Source organism: Aeromonas sp. QDB18 (assembly GCF_027705325.1).
Classification (GTDB): domain Bacteria; phylum Pseudomonadota; class Gammaproteobacteria; order Enterobacterales; family Aeromonadaceae; genus Aeromonas; species Aeromonas caviae.
The window spans coordinates 1-14,137 of record NZ_JAPDBQ010000009.1 but is presented as its reverse complement, the minus strand read 5'-3'; the positions used below and the strand labels follow the sequence as shown (position 1 = coordinate 14,137).

Sequence of the window (14,137 nt, the reverse complement as noted above, 5' to 3'; positions counted from 1 at the left end):
GGCGATCTCTCGTTCAGGGAATGGGACGCATCAGGTCACGGTATTGCGCCTGACTCAGGCTGAGCCAGGTCGAGGAGGGCAGCAGAGCGGCAAACTTGCCGTCGTCCTGATAGAGCCCGACTTCCACCGGATCGCTCTGTCCGGCGATCCAGATCTTGAGGGTCACCGGGGTGCCGCGCACGGGCTCGCCGGGGGGCAGCAGCCAGCCTTGCCACGCCTCGATGCGGGCCGCCAGCTGGGCGCTGCCAAACCCCAGATCCGGCGCGCTGCGCCAGCCCTGGCCGATACGCTCTATCTGCCAGCTCGGCCCCTGCCAGGTCAGTACCACGGCACTCTCCGGCAACAGCGGACGCGCGCGTTTGGCACTGTTCTCCTGCTGGGCCTGCTCCAGCCGGTGCAACAGAGTAATGACGATCAACACGACCACGATGATCACGTTGTTCCAGCCTTTGCGGCTCAGTTTGAACATGGCTAGCCTCCCTTCGAATCGGCAGTGTACTGAATTCCAGCCATAAAAAAACCCGGCACGAGGCCGGGTTTTTGCAGCGAAACCAAGTAATTACTTGATTTTGCCTTCTTTGTAGATCACATGCTGACGAATCACGGGATCAAATTTCTTGATCTCCATTTTTTCGGGCATGGTGCGCTTGTTCTTGGTAGTGGTATAGAAGTGACCAGTACCGGCGCTGGAGTTCAGGCGAATCTTATCGCGAATACCTTTAGCCATGATCTAATTCCTTATACCTTAACGCCGCTGGCACGCAGTTCAGCCAGAACCACTTCAACGCCGCGCTTGTCGATGATACGCATGCCTTTTGCGGATACGCGCAGGCTCACGAAGCGTTTTTCACTCTCAACCCAGAAACGGTGAGTGTGCAGGTTCGGCAGGAAACGACGCTTGGTAGCGTTGTTAGCGTGCGAACGGTTGTTACCAACTGCCGGGCGCTTGCCGGTTACTTGGCATACTCTAGACATGTCAGTCTCTCCAAATCTTACTTCATTGCTCGAGCAAATATCTGCCCCGCTGGCCTTCGATTGCGGGGCAAACAGAAGGCGGCATTTTATACAGCATCCGTGATCAAAGATCAACTAATACAGTGCCAGAGCCCAGTCACAACCAACCACGCTCTGCGAAAGAAACCGTGATGCCATCACCGATCACCAGGTGATCAAGCACTCTGATATCGACCAGGGCCAGGGCGGCCAGGATCCGATCCGTGATCTGGCGGTCCGCCCGACTGGGCTCGGCCACGCCGGACGGGTGATTATGCGCCAGAATCACGGCGGCTGCATTATGTTTGAGCGCGATCTGCACGATTTCTCTGGGCCAGACGCTCGCCGAGTCGAGGGTGCCGTAAAAAAGTTCGACAAACCGGATGACCCTGTGCTGGTTGTCGAGCAGCAGCAGGGCGAACACCTCCCTCCCTCGATCCCGCAACTGGGCTTGCAGAAAGTCCCGGGTAAGCCCGGGCGAGGTGAGCGCCTCTCCCCGTTGCAACTGTTCGGCCAGATGGCGCCTCCCCATCTCCAGCACCGCCTGCAACTGGGCATACTTGGCAGGTCCCAGCCCGTGAGCGCCACAAAAATCCTGCTGATCGGACCCCAGCAGTGCCCGCAGGGAACCAAACTGCTGCAACAACTGGCGGGAGAGATCCACCGCACTCAACCCGCTGACCCCGGTGCGCAGGAAGATGGCCAGCAGTTCGGCATCGGAGAGCGTCGCCGCCCCTCGGCGCAGCAGCTTTTCCCTCGGGCGCTCCTCTTCCGGCCACTCCTTGATGCTCATTTGTCTCTCCCTCATGGCTATTGAGAGAAAACATAGCAAAGAATCCCGCGAGCCCGACCACAACTCCCCATGTCAGCCTCTGTCGCCACCCATTGCCTGTGCTATCTTAGCCGACCAGTCAGAGTGAGCCGGAAGAGAAGCAGCAGATGAGATTGGCCGATAAACGCATCCTGTTGGGTGTCAGTGGCGGGATCGCCGCCTACAAGAGTGCCGAACTGGTACGTCGCCTGAAAGATCAGGGGGCCGAGGTGCGAGTGGTGATGACCCGCTCCGCCAAGGAGTTCATCACCCCGCTGACCCTGCAAGCCGTCTCAGGCCACCCGGTGGCCGACAGTCTGCTGGACCCAGCTGCCGAGGCGGGCATGGGCCACATCGAGCTGGCCAAATGGGCCGATCTGGTGCTGATCGCCCCCGCCAGCGCCAATCTGATGGCCCGCATGGCCGCCGGCATGGCGGACGAGCTGCTCACCACCCTCTGCCTGGCCACCCCGGCGACTGTCGCCCTGGCGCCAGCCATGAACCAGCAGATGTATCGCAACGCCGCTACCCAGGCCAACCTTCAGACCCTAGCCGAGCGCGGTATTCAGCTGTGGGGGCCGGATTCCGGCAGCCAGGCCTGCGGCGACGTGGGCCCGGGCCGGATGCTGGATCCCCTGGAACTGGTGGAACGCTGCTGCCAGCAGCTCGCAGCCGAACCGCTCCTGGCAGGCGTCAGGCTGCTGCTCACCGCCGGGCCGACCCGCGAGGCGCTCGATCCGGTGCGCTATATCAGCAACCACAGCTCCGGCAAGATGGGCTACGCCATCGCCCGCGCCGCGCGCGAAGCGGGCGCGGAGGTGACCCTGGTGAGCGGCCCGGTGGCACTGACCACCCCGGCCGGCGTTACCCGCATCGATGTGGAGAGTGCCCTGCAGATGCACGAAGCGGTGATGAGCCGGGTCGGTGAGTGCGACCTCTTTATCGGCTGCGCTGCCGTCGCCGACTACCGTCCCGCCCAGGTGGCCGAGCAAAAGATCAAGAAGACCGGCGACAACGACCAGATGCAGCTGACCCTGGTCAAAAACCCCGACATCATCGCCGATGTGGGGGCGTTGTCAGACAAACCCTTCACCGTCGGATTTGCCGCCGAAACCGTGGATGTGGAACAATACGCCCTCGACAAACTTCGACGTAAGCGGCTGGACATGATCGCAGCCAACGATGTGTCCCGTGCAGGCCAGGGTTTCAATGCCGATGACAACGCCCTGACCGTCTTCTGGCAAGGGGGTCAAGCCGCCCTGCCCCTGGCCGATAAGCTGACGCTCGCCCGTCATCTTGTCGCCCTGATTGCACGCCATTATCGACCCTGAGCCCATTGAACATGCCGGGAGCCCCAGGCTCCTGCAGTACCACCCGATCGCCAGGCGATCCAATTGAAAAAGATTCATGACGACACAAATTGAACTGAAAATCCTGGATGCCCGCATCGGCACCGACTTCCCGCTGCCCGCTTACGCCACACCGGGCTCCGCTGGCATGGACTTGCGCGCCCTGCTGGATGCCCCACTGACCCTGGCCCCAGGCGACACCACGCTGGTGCCGACCGGGCTGGCCATTCACATCCAGGATCCGGGTCTGTGCGCCACCATCCTGCCCCGCTCCGGCCTCGGCCATAAGCACGGCATCGTGCTGGGCAACCTGGTCGGCCTCATCGACTCCGACTACCAGGGTCAGTTGATGGTCTCGGTCTGGAACCGTGGCAACGACAGCTTCACCATGCAGCCCGGCGAGCGCATCGCCCAGCTGGTGATCCTGCCGGTGGTACAGGCCAGCTTCCAGCTGGTCGACGAATTCAATCAGAGTGAACGGGGTGAAGGCGGGTTTGGTTCTTCTGGTCGCCAATAACAAGACCACACGTCCCCCTGGGGCACGTGCCAAATAATAGAATCAAGCCATTGTTTTTTTAGGGGAATCCATGGCAAGCAGTAACCAGAAACAGAGTCGGCGCGATCAGATCCTGCAGGCACTCGCCCACATGCTGGAAACCAGCCCGGGCCAGCGCATCACCACGGCACGCCTCGCGGCCGAGGTGGGCGTGTCCGAGGCGGCCCTCTACCGGCATTTTCCCAGCAAGGCGAGGATGTTCGAGGGGCTGATCGACTTTATCGAGGATTCCCTGCTGTCACGGGTCAACCTGATCATGGCCGAAGAGAAGGACACCATGTCCCGCTGCCATCACATACTGCAGCTGCTGCTGGTATTCGCCGAGCGCAACCCCGGCATCACTCGCATTCTCAATGGCGATGCCCTGCTGGGCGAACACGATCGGCTGCGGGATCGCATCAGCATCCTGTTCGACAAGCTGGAGACCCAGATCAAGCAGGTACTGCGCGAGAAACGGCTGCGGGAAGGCCAGGGCTTCCAGCTCGATGAGACCATGCTGGCCAACCTGCTGCTGGCCTATACCGAGGGCCGCATCAGCCAGTTCGTCCGCTCGGAGTTCAAAATCAAGCCCACTGCAGGCTTTGAAGATCAGTGGCAGTTTATCCGCAGCCAGCTGCTGCAAAGCTGAGCCAGCAGACCGCATCAACCAATGCATTGTCCGCTCGGAGTTCAAAATCAAGCCCACTGCCGGCTTTGAAGATCAGTGGCAGTTTATCCGCAGCCAGCTGCTGCAAAGCTGAGCCAGCAGACCGCATCAACCAATGCACGTCCGCTCGGAGTTCACAATCAAGCCCACTGCCGGCTTTGAAGATCAGTGGCAGATTATCCGCAGCCAGCTGCTGCAAAGCTGAGCCAGCAGACCGCATCAACCAATGCACGTCCGCTCCGAGTTCAAAATCAAGCCCACTGAAGATCAGTGGCAGTTTATCCGCAGCCAGCTGCTGCAAAGCTGAGTGCGCACATGCCCAGCGTCCCTGCGCCAGCAGGGTTGTGACAAAGCGGGAGGCCTTGGCCTCCCTTGCTTTTTGTGGCACAAAAGAAGAGACAAGCACCAGATGCGACCCAGCTTGTCGCGCTCAAGTGTTAGATTCATCTGCCATAAATCTTCACACCAACAGGACATCCTATGGAACCCGAGATCATTACCGAAGCACAGACCTGGCTGACCAACAACCAGGGACTGATCATCGAGTATGCGGTCAACATCGCCGCCGCCCTGATCACCCTGCTGGTCGGTTACATTGCCGCCAACCTTCTCAGCGGTGGCGTGGTCAAGGTGATGCAGACCCGCAAGCTGGACACCACCGTCACCCACTTCGTCGGCAGCATCCTCAAATACACCATTCTGGTGTTCGTGGTGATCGCCGCTCTGGGCCGGGTCGGGGTGCAGACCGCCTCCTTCGTAGCCATCATCGGTGCCGCCGGTCTGGCCATCGGTCTGGCGCTGCAGGGCTCTCTCTCCAACTTTGCCGCCGGTTTCCTGCTCATCATCTTCCGCCCCATCAAGGCAGGGGAATTCATCGAGGTGGCAGGCACCAATGGCGTTGTGCAATCGGTGCAGCTCTTCACCACCACCCTCACCTCGGGTGACAACAAGATGGTGGTAGTGCCGAACTCCGCCATCCTCAACGGCACCATCGTCAACTACTCGCGCATGGATACCCGCCGCGTCGACATGACCTTCGGCATCGGCTACGGCTCCGACCTGCGCAAGGCCAAACAGATCCTGGAGCGGCTGGTGAGCGAAGAGCCCCGCATCCTGAAGGAGCAGGCCGCCACCATTGCCGTTGCCGCGCTGGCCGACTCCTCAGTCAACATAGTGGTGCGTCCCTGGGTCAAGACCGGCGATTACTGGGGTGTCTGGTTCGACTTCCACGAGAAGGTGAAGCTCACCTTCGACGCCGAGGGCATCGAGATTCCCTTCCCCCAGCGTGTGGTCCACATGCAAAAGACGGCGGATTGATCCTCGGTGTGCGTTCTCCAGTGCCAGCCTTCGGGCTGGCACTGTCGTTTCTGCCTTCTGTGACATGAAAAAACCGGCCACAGGCCGGTCTTGCGCACCAGGTCGCACCGCGTTCTCACCCCAGCCGGCGTGCAACCCGGTTGAGCAGGGGCTGCATCAGCACATAACCCCCCAGCACGGCTCCGATCACCGCCAGTACGCGGATCTCCAGCGTCGGCGCCGCATTGGCCAGCGTCAGGGTCAGCAAACCGATGAGGCCGGTGGCGATCAGGCTCAGGGCAAACAGGGATAACAGGGCTTTCATCTCGATCTCCTCATTCCACACCATTGATTCCATACCTTGGCCATCCCTGGGAGATCTCGTCCATTCGGCTCATATGATAGCCAGCGTCTGTTGCCCACCATTTGCGCCTGCTCAAAAAACCGTCCGATGAGCGTCTGTTGAATACCCTTTGATCTGTCACGCCAGCTTTCCAGAGCCACGGCCGCGCTCCCCTTGAAATGAAAGCCTTTTCAACCCGAACAAGCATGCGCGAACGCAAGATCCCGGGGTACTGAGTGACTCATAATCGCACTGTTTTGGTTGTACACTCCCTCGTTGCAGACAATTGGTAATGCTCTGTTACACGGGGCGCACGGAGTGCCCGGTATAATGCTCGCATAATAAGGTTTGGCGGGAGCCTTGCCTGCAAGGTTCAAACACAACTTGGAAGACTGATAATCCTATGAAAAATATCAATCCAACCCGGACCCAGGCCTGGCAGGCACTGGAAGCCCATTTTGCAGCCAACAAGGAGATGCGTCTCAAGGATCTGTTCGCACAGGATCCCAAGCGTTTTGACAAGTTCTCCCTCACCTTCGGTGGCGACATCCTGGTCGACTACTCCAAGAACCTGATCACCGAAGAGACCCTCAAGCTGCTGGTGAACCTGGCTGGCGAGACCGATCTGCGCAGCGCCATCGACGCCATGTTCAACGGCGACAAGATCAACATGACCGAAGGGCGCGCCGTACTGCACACCGCCCTGCGCAACCGCTCCGACCGTCCCATCGAGGTTGACGGCAAGGACGTGATGCCGGAAGTGAACGCCGTACTGGCCAAGATGAAGGGCTTCTGCGAGAAGGTCATCGGTGGCGAGTGGAAGGGCTATACCGGCAAGGCCATCCAGCACGTGGTCAACATCGGCATTGGTGGCTCCGATCTGGGCCCCGTCATGATCACCGAGGCCCTGCGCCCCTACAAGAATCACCTGGAGATGCACTTCGTCTCCAACGTCGACGGCACCCACATCGCCGAGACGCTCAAGAAGATCGATCCGGAAACCACCCTGTTCCTGGTGGCCTCAAAGACCTTCACCACCCAGGAGACCATGACCAACGCCCTGACCGCCCGCGACTGGTTCCTCGGTCATGCCGGTGACAAGGCCCACGTTGCCAAGCACTTCGCCGCCCTGTCGACCAACGGCAAGGCCGTTGCCGAGTTCGGCATCGACACCGACAATATGTTCGAGTTCTGGGACTGGGTCGGCGGCCGCTACTCCTCCTGGTCCGCCATCGGCATGCCCATCGCCCTCTCCCTCGGCTTCGAGCACTTTGAGGCCCTGCTGCAAGGCGCCTTCGAGATGGACATGCACTTCGCCACTGCCGCCTATGAACAGAACGTGCCCGTACTGCTGGCCCTGATCGGCCTGTGGTACAACAACTTCCATGGTGCCGAGTCCGAAGCTATCCTGCCGTACGATCAGTACATGCACCGCTTCCCTGCCTACTTCCAGCAAGGCAACATGGAGTCCAACGGCAAGTACGTGGACCGCGACGGCAATCCGGTGGACTACCAGACCGGCCCCATCATCTGGGGTGAGCCGGGTACCAACGGCCAGCACGCCTTCTACCAGCTGATCCATCAGGGCACCAAGCTGATCCCCTGCGACTTCCTGGCGCCGGCCATCAGCCATAACCCCATCGGTGACCACCATCCGAAGCTCCTGGCCAACTTCTTCGCCCAGACCGAGGCCCTGGCCTTCGGCAAGAGCAAGGAAGCGGTGGAGGCCGAGTTCCTGGCCGCCGGCAAGACGCTAGAGCAGGTCAAGGATCTGGTGCCGTTCAAGGTGTTCGAAGGCAACCGCCCGACCAACTCCATCCTGTTCAAGCAGCTGACCCCGAAAACCCTCGGCTCCCTGATTGCCATGTACGAGCACAAGATCTTCGTACAGGGCGCAATCTGGAACATCTTCTCCTTCGACCAGTGGGGTGTGGAGCTGGGCAAACAGCTGGCCAACAAGATCCTGCCGGAGCTGGGCACCGATGAGGCCGTCACCAGCCACGACGGCTCCACCAACGGCCTGATCAACACCTGGAAAGCCTGGAAGGCCTGATTGCTCGCGCCCTCCAGAATGCAAAAGCCCCGCTCGATGAGCGGGGCTTTTTTATAGGCTTCAATCTGTCTGTTTGCATCATCCGGACGACAGGCCAGGTGTCTAAGCCAGCCAGTAACGGGGATCGTCATCCCCGCCCCTTCCGATGCCGCTCAGCGAAGGCTTAACCGCCAACGGCAATACGCTTCATGTCCTTCATGTAACCACGCAGGGTCTGGCCGATCTTCTCGATCGGGTGGTTGCGGGTCGCTTCGTTGGCAGCCAGCAGGGCCAGGTTGTCCACCGCCTTGCTCTCGGCACGGGCACTGCCCAGGTCCCCTGCTTGCAGGGTCGGCATGAAGTGCTCACGCAGCAGCGGCACGGCGGCGTTGGCGAACAGGTAGTTGCCGTACTCCGCGGTATCGGAGATGACCACGTTCATTTCGTACAGACGCTTGCGAGCGACGGTGTTGGCGATCAACGGCAGCTCGTGCAGAGACTCGTAGTAGGCGGACTCTTCATAGATGCCGGAGGCCACCATGGTTTCGAACGCCAGCTCGACACCCGCCTTGACCATGGCCACCATGACCACGCCATTGTCGAAGTACTCCTGCTCGGCGATCTTGCCGGCATAGGCAGGGGCATTCTCGAAGGCGGACTTGCCGGTCTCTTCGCGCCAGCCGAACAGCTTGGCATCGTCTTCGGCCCAGTCAGCCATCATGCCGCGGGAGAACTCGCCGGCGATGATGTCATCCATGTGCTTCTCGAACAGCGGACGCATCAGGGTGCGCAGTTGCTCGGAGAGCTCGAAAGCACGCAGCTTGGCCGGGTTGGAGAGACGGTCCATCATCAGGCTGATGCCGCCCTGCTTCAGGGCCTCGGTGATGGTCTCCCAGCCGAACTGGATCAGCTTGCCGGCATAGGCCGGGTCGGTGCCCTCGGCAACCAGCTTGTCGTAGCAGAGCAGGGAACCGGCCTGCAGCATGCCGCACAGAATGGTCTGCTCGCCCATCAGGTCGGATTTCACTTCTGCGACGAAGGAGGATTCCAGCACGCCGGCACGGTCACCACCGGTAGCAGAGGCCCACGCCTTGGCGATGGCCATGCCCTCACCCTGGGGATCGTTCTCCGGGTGGACGGCGATCAGTGTCGGTACGCCGAAACCACGCTTGTACTCTTCACGCACTTCGGTGCCCGGGCATTTGGGTGCAACCATCACGACGGTGATGTCGGAGCGGATCTGCTGACCCTCTTCCACCACGTTGAAGCCGTGGGAGTAGCCCAGAGCGGCGCCCTGCTTCATCAGCGGCATCACGGTTTTGACGACGTCGGAGTGCTGCTTGTCCGGAGTCAGGTTCAGCACCAGATCGGCGGTCGGGATCAGCTCTTCATAGGTGCCGACCACGAAGCCGTTGTCGGTGGCCTTCTGCCAGGAGGCGCGCTTCTCGGTGATGGCGGCCTTGCGCAGGGCGTAGGAGATGTCCAACCCGGAGTCGCGCATGTTCAGACCCTGGTTCAGACCCTGGGCGCCACAGCCCACAATCACCACCTTCTTGCCCTTCAGCACGTTGCAGCCGTCCGCGAACTCTTCGCGCTGCATGAAACGACACTTGCCCAGCTGGGCCAACTGCTGACGCAGGTTCAAGGTGTTGAAATAGTTAGCCATGGTGATTGCTCCGTTCGATTGATTCCATGCCGGATAGCGGCGTTGTCGAAACCACTATAGCGCGGGACACTTATTGCCTGAACTGATATATTCGAAACAGTACGTTGCAGGAATTGAAATGTGATTTCCCGCAATCTCCCGCCGCCGAGCCATCGTGCTACAGGGCGCCTGACAACGCAGCAGGAATAAAAAGATGGACCTTCGCAATCTTGAACTGTTTCTCCACCTCGCCGACTCCCTCCACTTCGGCAAAAGCGCCGATGCCATGGCGGTCAGCCCCTCCACCCTGAGCCGCGCCATCCAGCGACTGGAGCAGGAGACCGGCTGCGTGCTGTTCGAGCGGGACAACCGCTCGGTGCGGCTCACCCCTGCTGGTGACAAGCTGCGGGAGTTTGGCGGTGCCTTGCTGCAGGAGTGGCGCCAACTCAAACAGGAGCTCAAACGCAGCGACGAGCCGCTGCAAGGGCGGCTGCGGGTGTTCTGCTCGGTCACCGCCAGCTACTTTCTGCTGCCCGAGGTACTGGAACGCTTTCGTCGCCGTTATCCCCAACTGGAGATCAAGCTGGAGACCGGCGACCCTGCACTGGCAGTGGACAAGATCCTGGCTGACGAAGCCGATCTCGCCATCGCAGCGAGGCCGGATGCGCTCTCGTCCAAGCTGGAATTCGCCAGCCTGCAACAAGTCCCTCTGGTGTTCATCGCCCCCCGCACCGCACCGCAGCAGAGCCAGTGGTTTTCTCAGGGAGAGCCAGACTGGGAGCGGCTGCCACTGATCCTCTCCGAGCAGGGGCTGGCCCGAAAGCGCTGTGATCAATGGTTTCGCAACAAGGGGATAGCTCCCAACATCTATGCAGAAGTGGCGGGCAACGAGGGCATCGTCGCCATGGTGGCCCTCGGGTTCGGTGTGGGTGTCGTGCCTGCCGCCGTCATCGATCACAGCCCCATGGGGGACAAGGTGCGTGTGGTCGAGCCCAAACCGGCGCTCAAGGCGTTCGACGTCGGCATCGCCGTACTCAAGAAGCGGCTGGAAGAGCCGCTGATCCGCGCCTTCTGGGACACCGCACGCGGCCAGGGAGGCCTTCGCTGATCCGGCAGGCGTCGGAGCCACAGTGAGTGTCAAATGTATCAGTATGAAAGTGGGGGAGAAGAGGGGACACTGGCCAGCACCATCCAGCCACCATCAAGGAATAGAGCGTGAGCCAGCATCTTGTCGAAATCCGCAGTGCCATCCTGTTCGCAGAATATCTGCAAAGCCTCGGGGTCCAGCGCCATGAACTCGATCGGGAGCAGGAGATCTATCTCCAGGACAGGCACCTCGCCACGGTGCAATGCATTCAGGGGGAGCTGCGCTTTTATCTGCGCGCCAGCGCACTGGCCAGATCGTGATCCGCAATCGGTCACAGAACCCGCACGCAAAGCGTATTAGACTGGCACCATCCGTCCCCCTCGCCCCGGGGGCCACCACGAGGAGTGCCCATGAAACAAAGCGGCCTGGATCGGCTCTTCAAACCTCACTCGATCGCCGTCATCGGCGCCTCCAGTGATCCGCAGAAAGCAGGCCATGTGGTCATCCGGCACCTGCTGGCGGGTCAGTTCCAGGGCCCTATACTACCCGTAGCCCCCCGCAGCCAGGCCATCGCTGGCGTGCTCGCCTATCCGGACATAGAGAGCCTTCCCCTCTCCCCCGATCTCGCCATCGTCTGTACCCGGCGCGAACGGGTACTGCCGCTCATCGAGGGGCTCGGCAAGAAAGGAACCGGAGCCGCCATCATACTGGCCGCCCAGTTCTCCACTGACGAGCGCCTGCGGCTCAAGCATCTGTGCCAGCAATACGGCATCCGGCTGCTCGGCCCCAACAGCATGGGCATGCTGCTCCCCGGGCAGGGTATCAACGCCAGCTTTTCCCCCATTGCAGCGACTCCGGGACAGGTGGCGTTTCTCTCCCAGTCGGCAGCGGTCAGCACCACCATCCTGGATTGGGCCAAGCAGCGCGAAATCGGCTTCTCGGCCTTCATCTCCCTGGGCGATCATTGCGACATCGACTTTGGCCAACTGCTGGATCAGCTCTCCCGGGACGGGACGACCCGCGCCATCCTGATCTACATGGACAAGCTGTACGATGCTAGGCACTTTCTCTCCGCCGCCCGTGCCGCCTCGCGCAACAAACCCATCCTGATCCTCAAGAGCGGTCGGCACGACCCGGCCAACGGTCTCGACAATGTCTATGATGCCGCCATCCGCCGGGCTGGAATGCTGCGCGTCCGGGATACCCACGAACTGTTTGCCACTGTCGAGACCCTGAGCCACTCCCTGACCCTCAAGGGGGAGCGGCTCGCCATCCTCTCCAATGGGCGCGGCCTCGCCAACATGGCCGCAGACGTACTGCTGTCTCGGGGAGGCAAGCTGGCGATGCCGCCCCTCGACATCGGCAGCGATGCCGATATCGAGGCCTACAAGAGTGCACTCGAGACGCTGCTGCAAGGGGACAGTGCCGATGCCATCCTGCTGATCCATGCACCGTCCCTCACCGCCCGAGGTGTCACCCTCGCCAGCAGCCTGATCGACTTCATCAAGCAGCATCCCAGGGCCAGACGATTCAACATCCTGACCAACTGGGCAGGCGAATACTCCGCCCAGGAGGGGAGACGCCTGTTCAACGAGGCGGGCATCCCGACCTATCGCACCCCGGAAAGCGCCGTCACGGCCTTCATGCATATGGTGGAATATCGCCGCAACCAGAAGCAGTTGATGGAAACACCAGCCTCCCTGCAGGGCGACAGGCTCGATGTCGAGCGCTGCCAGCAGCTCCTTGGGCAAGCGCTGGAGCGCCAGCAGAGGGTGCTGGACACCCACCTGGCCCATCCCATCTTGCAGGCAGCCGGGCTATCCACCCTCGCGACCTGGATCGTTTCCGATGCCATCGAGGCCGCACTGACTGCAGAACAGATCGGCTACCCCGTAGCGGTGAAGCTGCGATCTCCCGACATCGCCCACAAATCCGATGTACACGGTGTCATGCTGAACCTGCGCACCTCGGCGGAAGTCGCCCAGGCGGCGGATGCCATTCTGGACAGGGTACGTCAGCACGATCCTGGCGCCCGCATAGAAGGGCTTCTGGTACAACGCATGGCACGCCGCAGCGGGGGTCTGGAGCTACGGATCCGCTTGCAGCAGGATCCGGTCTTCGGCCCCGTCATCCTGCTCGGGGAATCCGGCGCCGAGCCCCGCGAGATGGTCGCGGCCCTTCCTCCCCTCAACCAGGCACTGGCTCGCTACCAGATCATTGGTGCCCTCAAGGATGGCAAGATCCGCGAGCAGGCCAGTCCGGTACGGCTCGATATCGACGCCCTCGGCCAGGTGCTGTGCCAGCTCTCCGAGCTGCTGCTGGCCTTCCCCGAGATACAAGAACTGGATCTGCACCCGCTGCAGGCCTGTGGCGAAGAGATGGTGATCCTGGATGCCCGGCTCGTCCTGGCAGAGCGAGGACAACAAGTGCTGCCACTGGCCATTCGCCCCTATCCCACCGAGCTGGAAGAGGGGGCCTGGCTGAAAGATCAGAGTCATGTACTGCTGCGCCCCATCCGCCCCGAAGACGAGCCGGCCCACAAGCAGTTCGTGCGGCAGGTGTCTGATGAAGACAGGTACAAACGCTTCTTCGCCGACGTGGGGGAGCTGGGGCATGAGGAGCTGGCCCGCATGACCCAGATCGATTATGACCGGGAAATGGCCTTCGTCGCCGTGGGTCAGGACGGCCCTTTCAGCCAGCAGATCCTGGGAGTGGTGCGAGCCATTGCCAGCCCGGATCAATCGGATGCGGAGTTTGCCATCCTGGTCCGCTCAGACTTGAAAGGCCTCGGACTCGGCAAGTTGATGATGGAAAAGATCGTGCGCTATGCCAGAGAGCGTGGCATAGGCCAGCTCTCTGGCATGACCATGCCCAGCAATCGCGGCATGATCAATCTGGCCAAACGGCTCGGTTTCAAGATCGATATTCAGCTGGAAGACGGGATAGTCAACATGGAGCTGCCCTGTGCTGATCAGGTTGTATAACGATACAATCGTGGTGGTAAATCAACCAGATATGGATGGATAACGTGAATTTCAGGCAATAAAAAACCCCGCTCGAGTGAGCGGGGTTTCTTGTATTGGGTGCCTGGCAGTGTCCTACTCTCGCATGGCGAATGCCACACTACCATCGGCGCTACAGCGTTTCACTTCTGAGTTCGGCATGGGGTCAGGTGGTTCCACTGCGCTATTGCCGCCAGGCAAAATCTTAATCCAGAAAGCTGACGTGAATAACGACTTCGCTAGTTGCTTGTCATTATCACTGAATTTGTAAGTAGTTCGCTCATTCGCTACAAGGCCAGAAACACTTCTTGGGTGTTGTATGGTTAAGCCTCACGGGTAATTAGTATGGGTTAGCTCAACGTATCGCTACGCTTACA

The 14,137-nt window shown here is 60.7% G+C and carries 14 protein-coding genes, 1 rRNA gene and 1 pseudogene; 9 read left to right on the top strand and 7 right to left on the bottom strand.

Translation table 11 applies throughout. The annotated features are described in order from the left end of the window. Positions 1–13: 13 nt before the first annotated feature. The 4 genes from OKC30_RS03100 to radC form a co-directional block, all read right to left on the bottom strand. Positions 14–469: a hypothetical protein gene (locus tag OKC30_RS03100; protein ID WP_160838228.1), complete on the bottom strand. Its 456-nt coding sequence runs from the start codon at positions 467–469 to the stop codon at positions 14–16. 90 nt (positions 470–559) lie between these two features. Beyond that, on the bottom strand, positions 560–727 hold the full coding sequence (rpmG, locus tag OKC30_RS03095; protein WP_005323752.1) for a 50S ribosomal protein L33: 168 nt from the start codon (positions 725–727) through the stop codon (positions 560–562). 11 nt (positions 728–738) lie between these two features. Next, complete coding sequence (rpmB, locus tag OKC30_RS03090; RefSeq protein ID WP_005307492.1) at positions 739–975, bottom strand: 50S ribosomal protein L28; 237 nt, start codon at positions 973–975, stop codon at positions 739–741. 136 nt (positions 976–1,111) lie between these two features. After that, positions 1,112–1,786 (bottom strand): RadC family protein, encoded by a 675-nt coding sequence (gene radC / locus OKC30_RS03085; RefSeq protein WP_160838230.1) that lies wholly within the window; start codon positions 1,784–1,786, stop codon positions 1,112–1,114. Positions 1,787–1,932: 146 nt separating this feature from the next. Here radC and coaBC point away from each other — a divergent pair, with 146 nt between their 5' ends. From coaBC to OKC30_RS03055, 5 genes and pseudogenes are all read left to right on the top strand, one after another. Next, entirely contained in the window at positions 1,933–3,135 is a 1,203-nt protein-coding gene (gene coaBC / locus OKC30_RS03080; RefSeq protein WP_161646788.1) for a bifunctional phosphopantothenoylcysteine decarboxylase/phosphopantothenate--cysteine ligase CoaBC, read from the top strand. Between the two features lie 76 nt (positions 3,136–3,211). Beyond that, positions 3,212–3,670 (top strand): dUTP diphosphatase, encoded by a 459-nt coding sequence (gene dut / locus OKC30_RS03075; protein WP_010676116.1) that lies wholly within the window; start codon positions 3,212–3,214, stop codon positions 3,668–3,670. 70 nt (positions 3,671–3,740) lie between these two features. Further along, a complete protein-coding gene (gene slmA, locus OKC30_RS03070) occupies positions 3,741–4,337 on the top strand; it encodes a nucleoid occlusion factor SlmA (protein WP_005307475.1) in 597 nt (198 codons plus the stop codon). 10 nt (positions 4,338–4,347) lie between these two features. Then, positions 4,348–4,449, top strand: a pseudogene (locus OKC30_RS03065) (nucleoid occlusion factor SlmA); the annotation flags it as partial. Between the two features lie 386 nt (positions 4,450–4,835). Beyond that, positions 4,836–5,672 (top strand): mechanosensitive ion channel domain-containing protein, encoded by an 837-nt coding sequence (locus tag OKC30_RS03055; RefSeq protein ID WP_042864726.1) that lies wholly within the window; start codon positions 4,836–4,838, stop codon positions 5,670–5,672. Positions 5,673–5,787: 115 nt separating this feature from the next. Here OKC30_RS03055 and OKC30_RS03050 read toward each other — a convergent pair whose 3' ends face one another. Next, entirely contained in the window at positions 5,788–5,976 is a 189-nt protein-coding gene (locus OKC30_RS03050) for a hypothetical protein (RefSeq protein WP_029314882.1), read from the bottom strand. A gap of 421 nt (positions 5,977–6,397) precedes the next feature. Between OKC30_RS03050 and pgi the strand changes: the two genes are divergently transcribed. After that, positions 6,398–8,047: a glucose-6-phosphate isomerase gene (gene pgi / locus OKC30_RS03045; protein ID WP_039040994.1), complete on the top strand. Its 1,650-nt coding sequence runs from the start codon at positions 6,398–6,400 to the stop codon at positions 8,045–8,047. A gap of 163 nt (positions 8,048–8,210) precedes the next feature. On the opposite strand, the gene ilvC is transcribed toward pgi, so the two are convergent. Continuing rightward, the gene (gene ilvC, locus OKC30_RS03040; RefSeq protein ID WP_039041087.1) at positions 8,211–9,692 is read right to left on the bottom strand and encodes a ketol-acid reductoisomerase; all 1,482 of its coding nucleotides are present in this window, start codon (positions 9,690–9,692) and stop codon (positions 8,211–8,213) included. A 193-nt stretch (positions 9,693–9,885) separates the two neighbouring features. Between ilvC and ilvY the strand changes: the two genes are divergently transcribed. The 3 genes from ilvY to OKC30_RS03025 all read left to right on the top strand — a co-directional run bounded on the left by ilvY (position 9,886) and on the right by OKC30_RS03025 (position 13,742). After that, complete coding sequence (gene ilvY / locus OKC30_RS03035) at positions 9,886–10,779, top strand: HTH-type transcriptional activator IlvY (RefSeq protein WP_124245146.1); 894 nt, start codon at positions 9,886–9,888, stop codon at positions 10,777–10,779. A 107-nt stretch (positions 10,780–10,886) separates the two neighbouring features. Next, positions 10,887–11,078 (top strand): hypothetical protein, encoded by a 192-nt coding sequence (locus tag OKC30_RS03030; protein ID WP_010676124.1) that lies wholly within the window; start codon positions 10,887–10,889, stop codon positions 11,076–11,078. Positions 11,079–11,168: 90 nt separating this feature from the next. Continuing rightward, complete coding sequence (locus OKC30_RS03025; RefSeq protein WP_160838234.1) at positions 11,169–13,742, top strand: bifunctional acetate--CoA ligase family protein/GNAT family N-acetyltransferase; 2,574 nt, start codon at positions 11,169–11,171, stop codon at positions 13,740–13,742. A gap of 101 nt (positions 13,743–13,843) precedes the next feature. Here the strand turns inward: OKC30_RS03025 and rrf are convergent. Then, a 5S ribosomal RNA gene (rrf, locus tag OKC30_RS03020) occupies positions 13,844–13,958 on the bottom strand. Positions 13,959–14,137: the final 179 nt, after the last annotated feature.

Coding starts and splice junctions, on each gene's coding strand:
- OKC30_RS03050 (WP_029314882.1), bottom strand. CDS start 5,976: ATGAAAGCCCTGTTATCCCTGTTTGCCCTGAGCCTGATCGCCACCGGC.
- ilvC (WP_039041087.1), bottom strand. CDS start 9,692: ATGGCTAACTATTTCAACACCTTGAACCTGCGTCAGCAGTTGGCCCAG.
- pgi (WP_039040994.1), top strand. CDS start 6,398: ATGAAAAATATCAATCCAACCCGGACCCAGGCCTGGCAGGCACTGGAA.
- radC (WP_160838230.1), bottom strand. CDS start 1,786: ATGAGCATCAAGGAGTGGCCGGAAGAGGAGCGCCCGAGGGAAAAGCTG.
- rpmG (WP_005323752.1), bottom strand. CDS start 727: ATGGCTAAAGGTATTCGCGATAAGATTCGCCTGAACTCCAGCGCCGGT.
- OKC30_RS03100 (WP_160838228.1), bottom strand. CDS start 469: ATGTTCAAACTGAGCCGCAAAGGCTGGAACAACGTGATCATCGTGGTC.
- dut (WP_010676116.1), top strand. CDS start 3,212: ATGACGACACAAATTGAACTGAAAATCCTGGATGCCCGCATCGGCACC.
- slmA (WP_005307475.1), top strand. CDS start 3,741: ATGGCAAGCAGTAACCAGAAACAGAGTCGGCGCGATCAGATCCTGCAG.
- coaBC (WP_161646788.1), top strand. CDS start 1,933: ATGAGATTGGCCGATAAACGCATCCTGTTGGGTGTCAGTGGCGGGATC.
- rpmB (WP_005307492.1), bottom strand. CDS start 975: ATGTCTAGAGTATGCCAAGTAACCGGCAAGCGCCCGGCAGTTGGTAAC.
- ilvY (WP_124245146.1), top strand. CDS start 9,886: ATGGACCTTCGCAATCTTGAACTGTTTCTCCACCTCGCCGACTCCCTC.
- OKC30_RS03025 (WP_160838234.1), top strand. CDS start 11,169: ATGAAACAAAGCGGCCTGGATCGGCTCTTCAAACCTCACTCGATCGCC.
- OKC30_RS03055 (WP_042864726.1), top strand. CDS start 4,836: ATGGAACCCGAGATCATTACCGAAGCACAGACCTGGCTGACCAACAAC.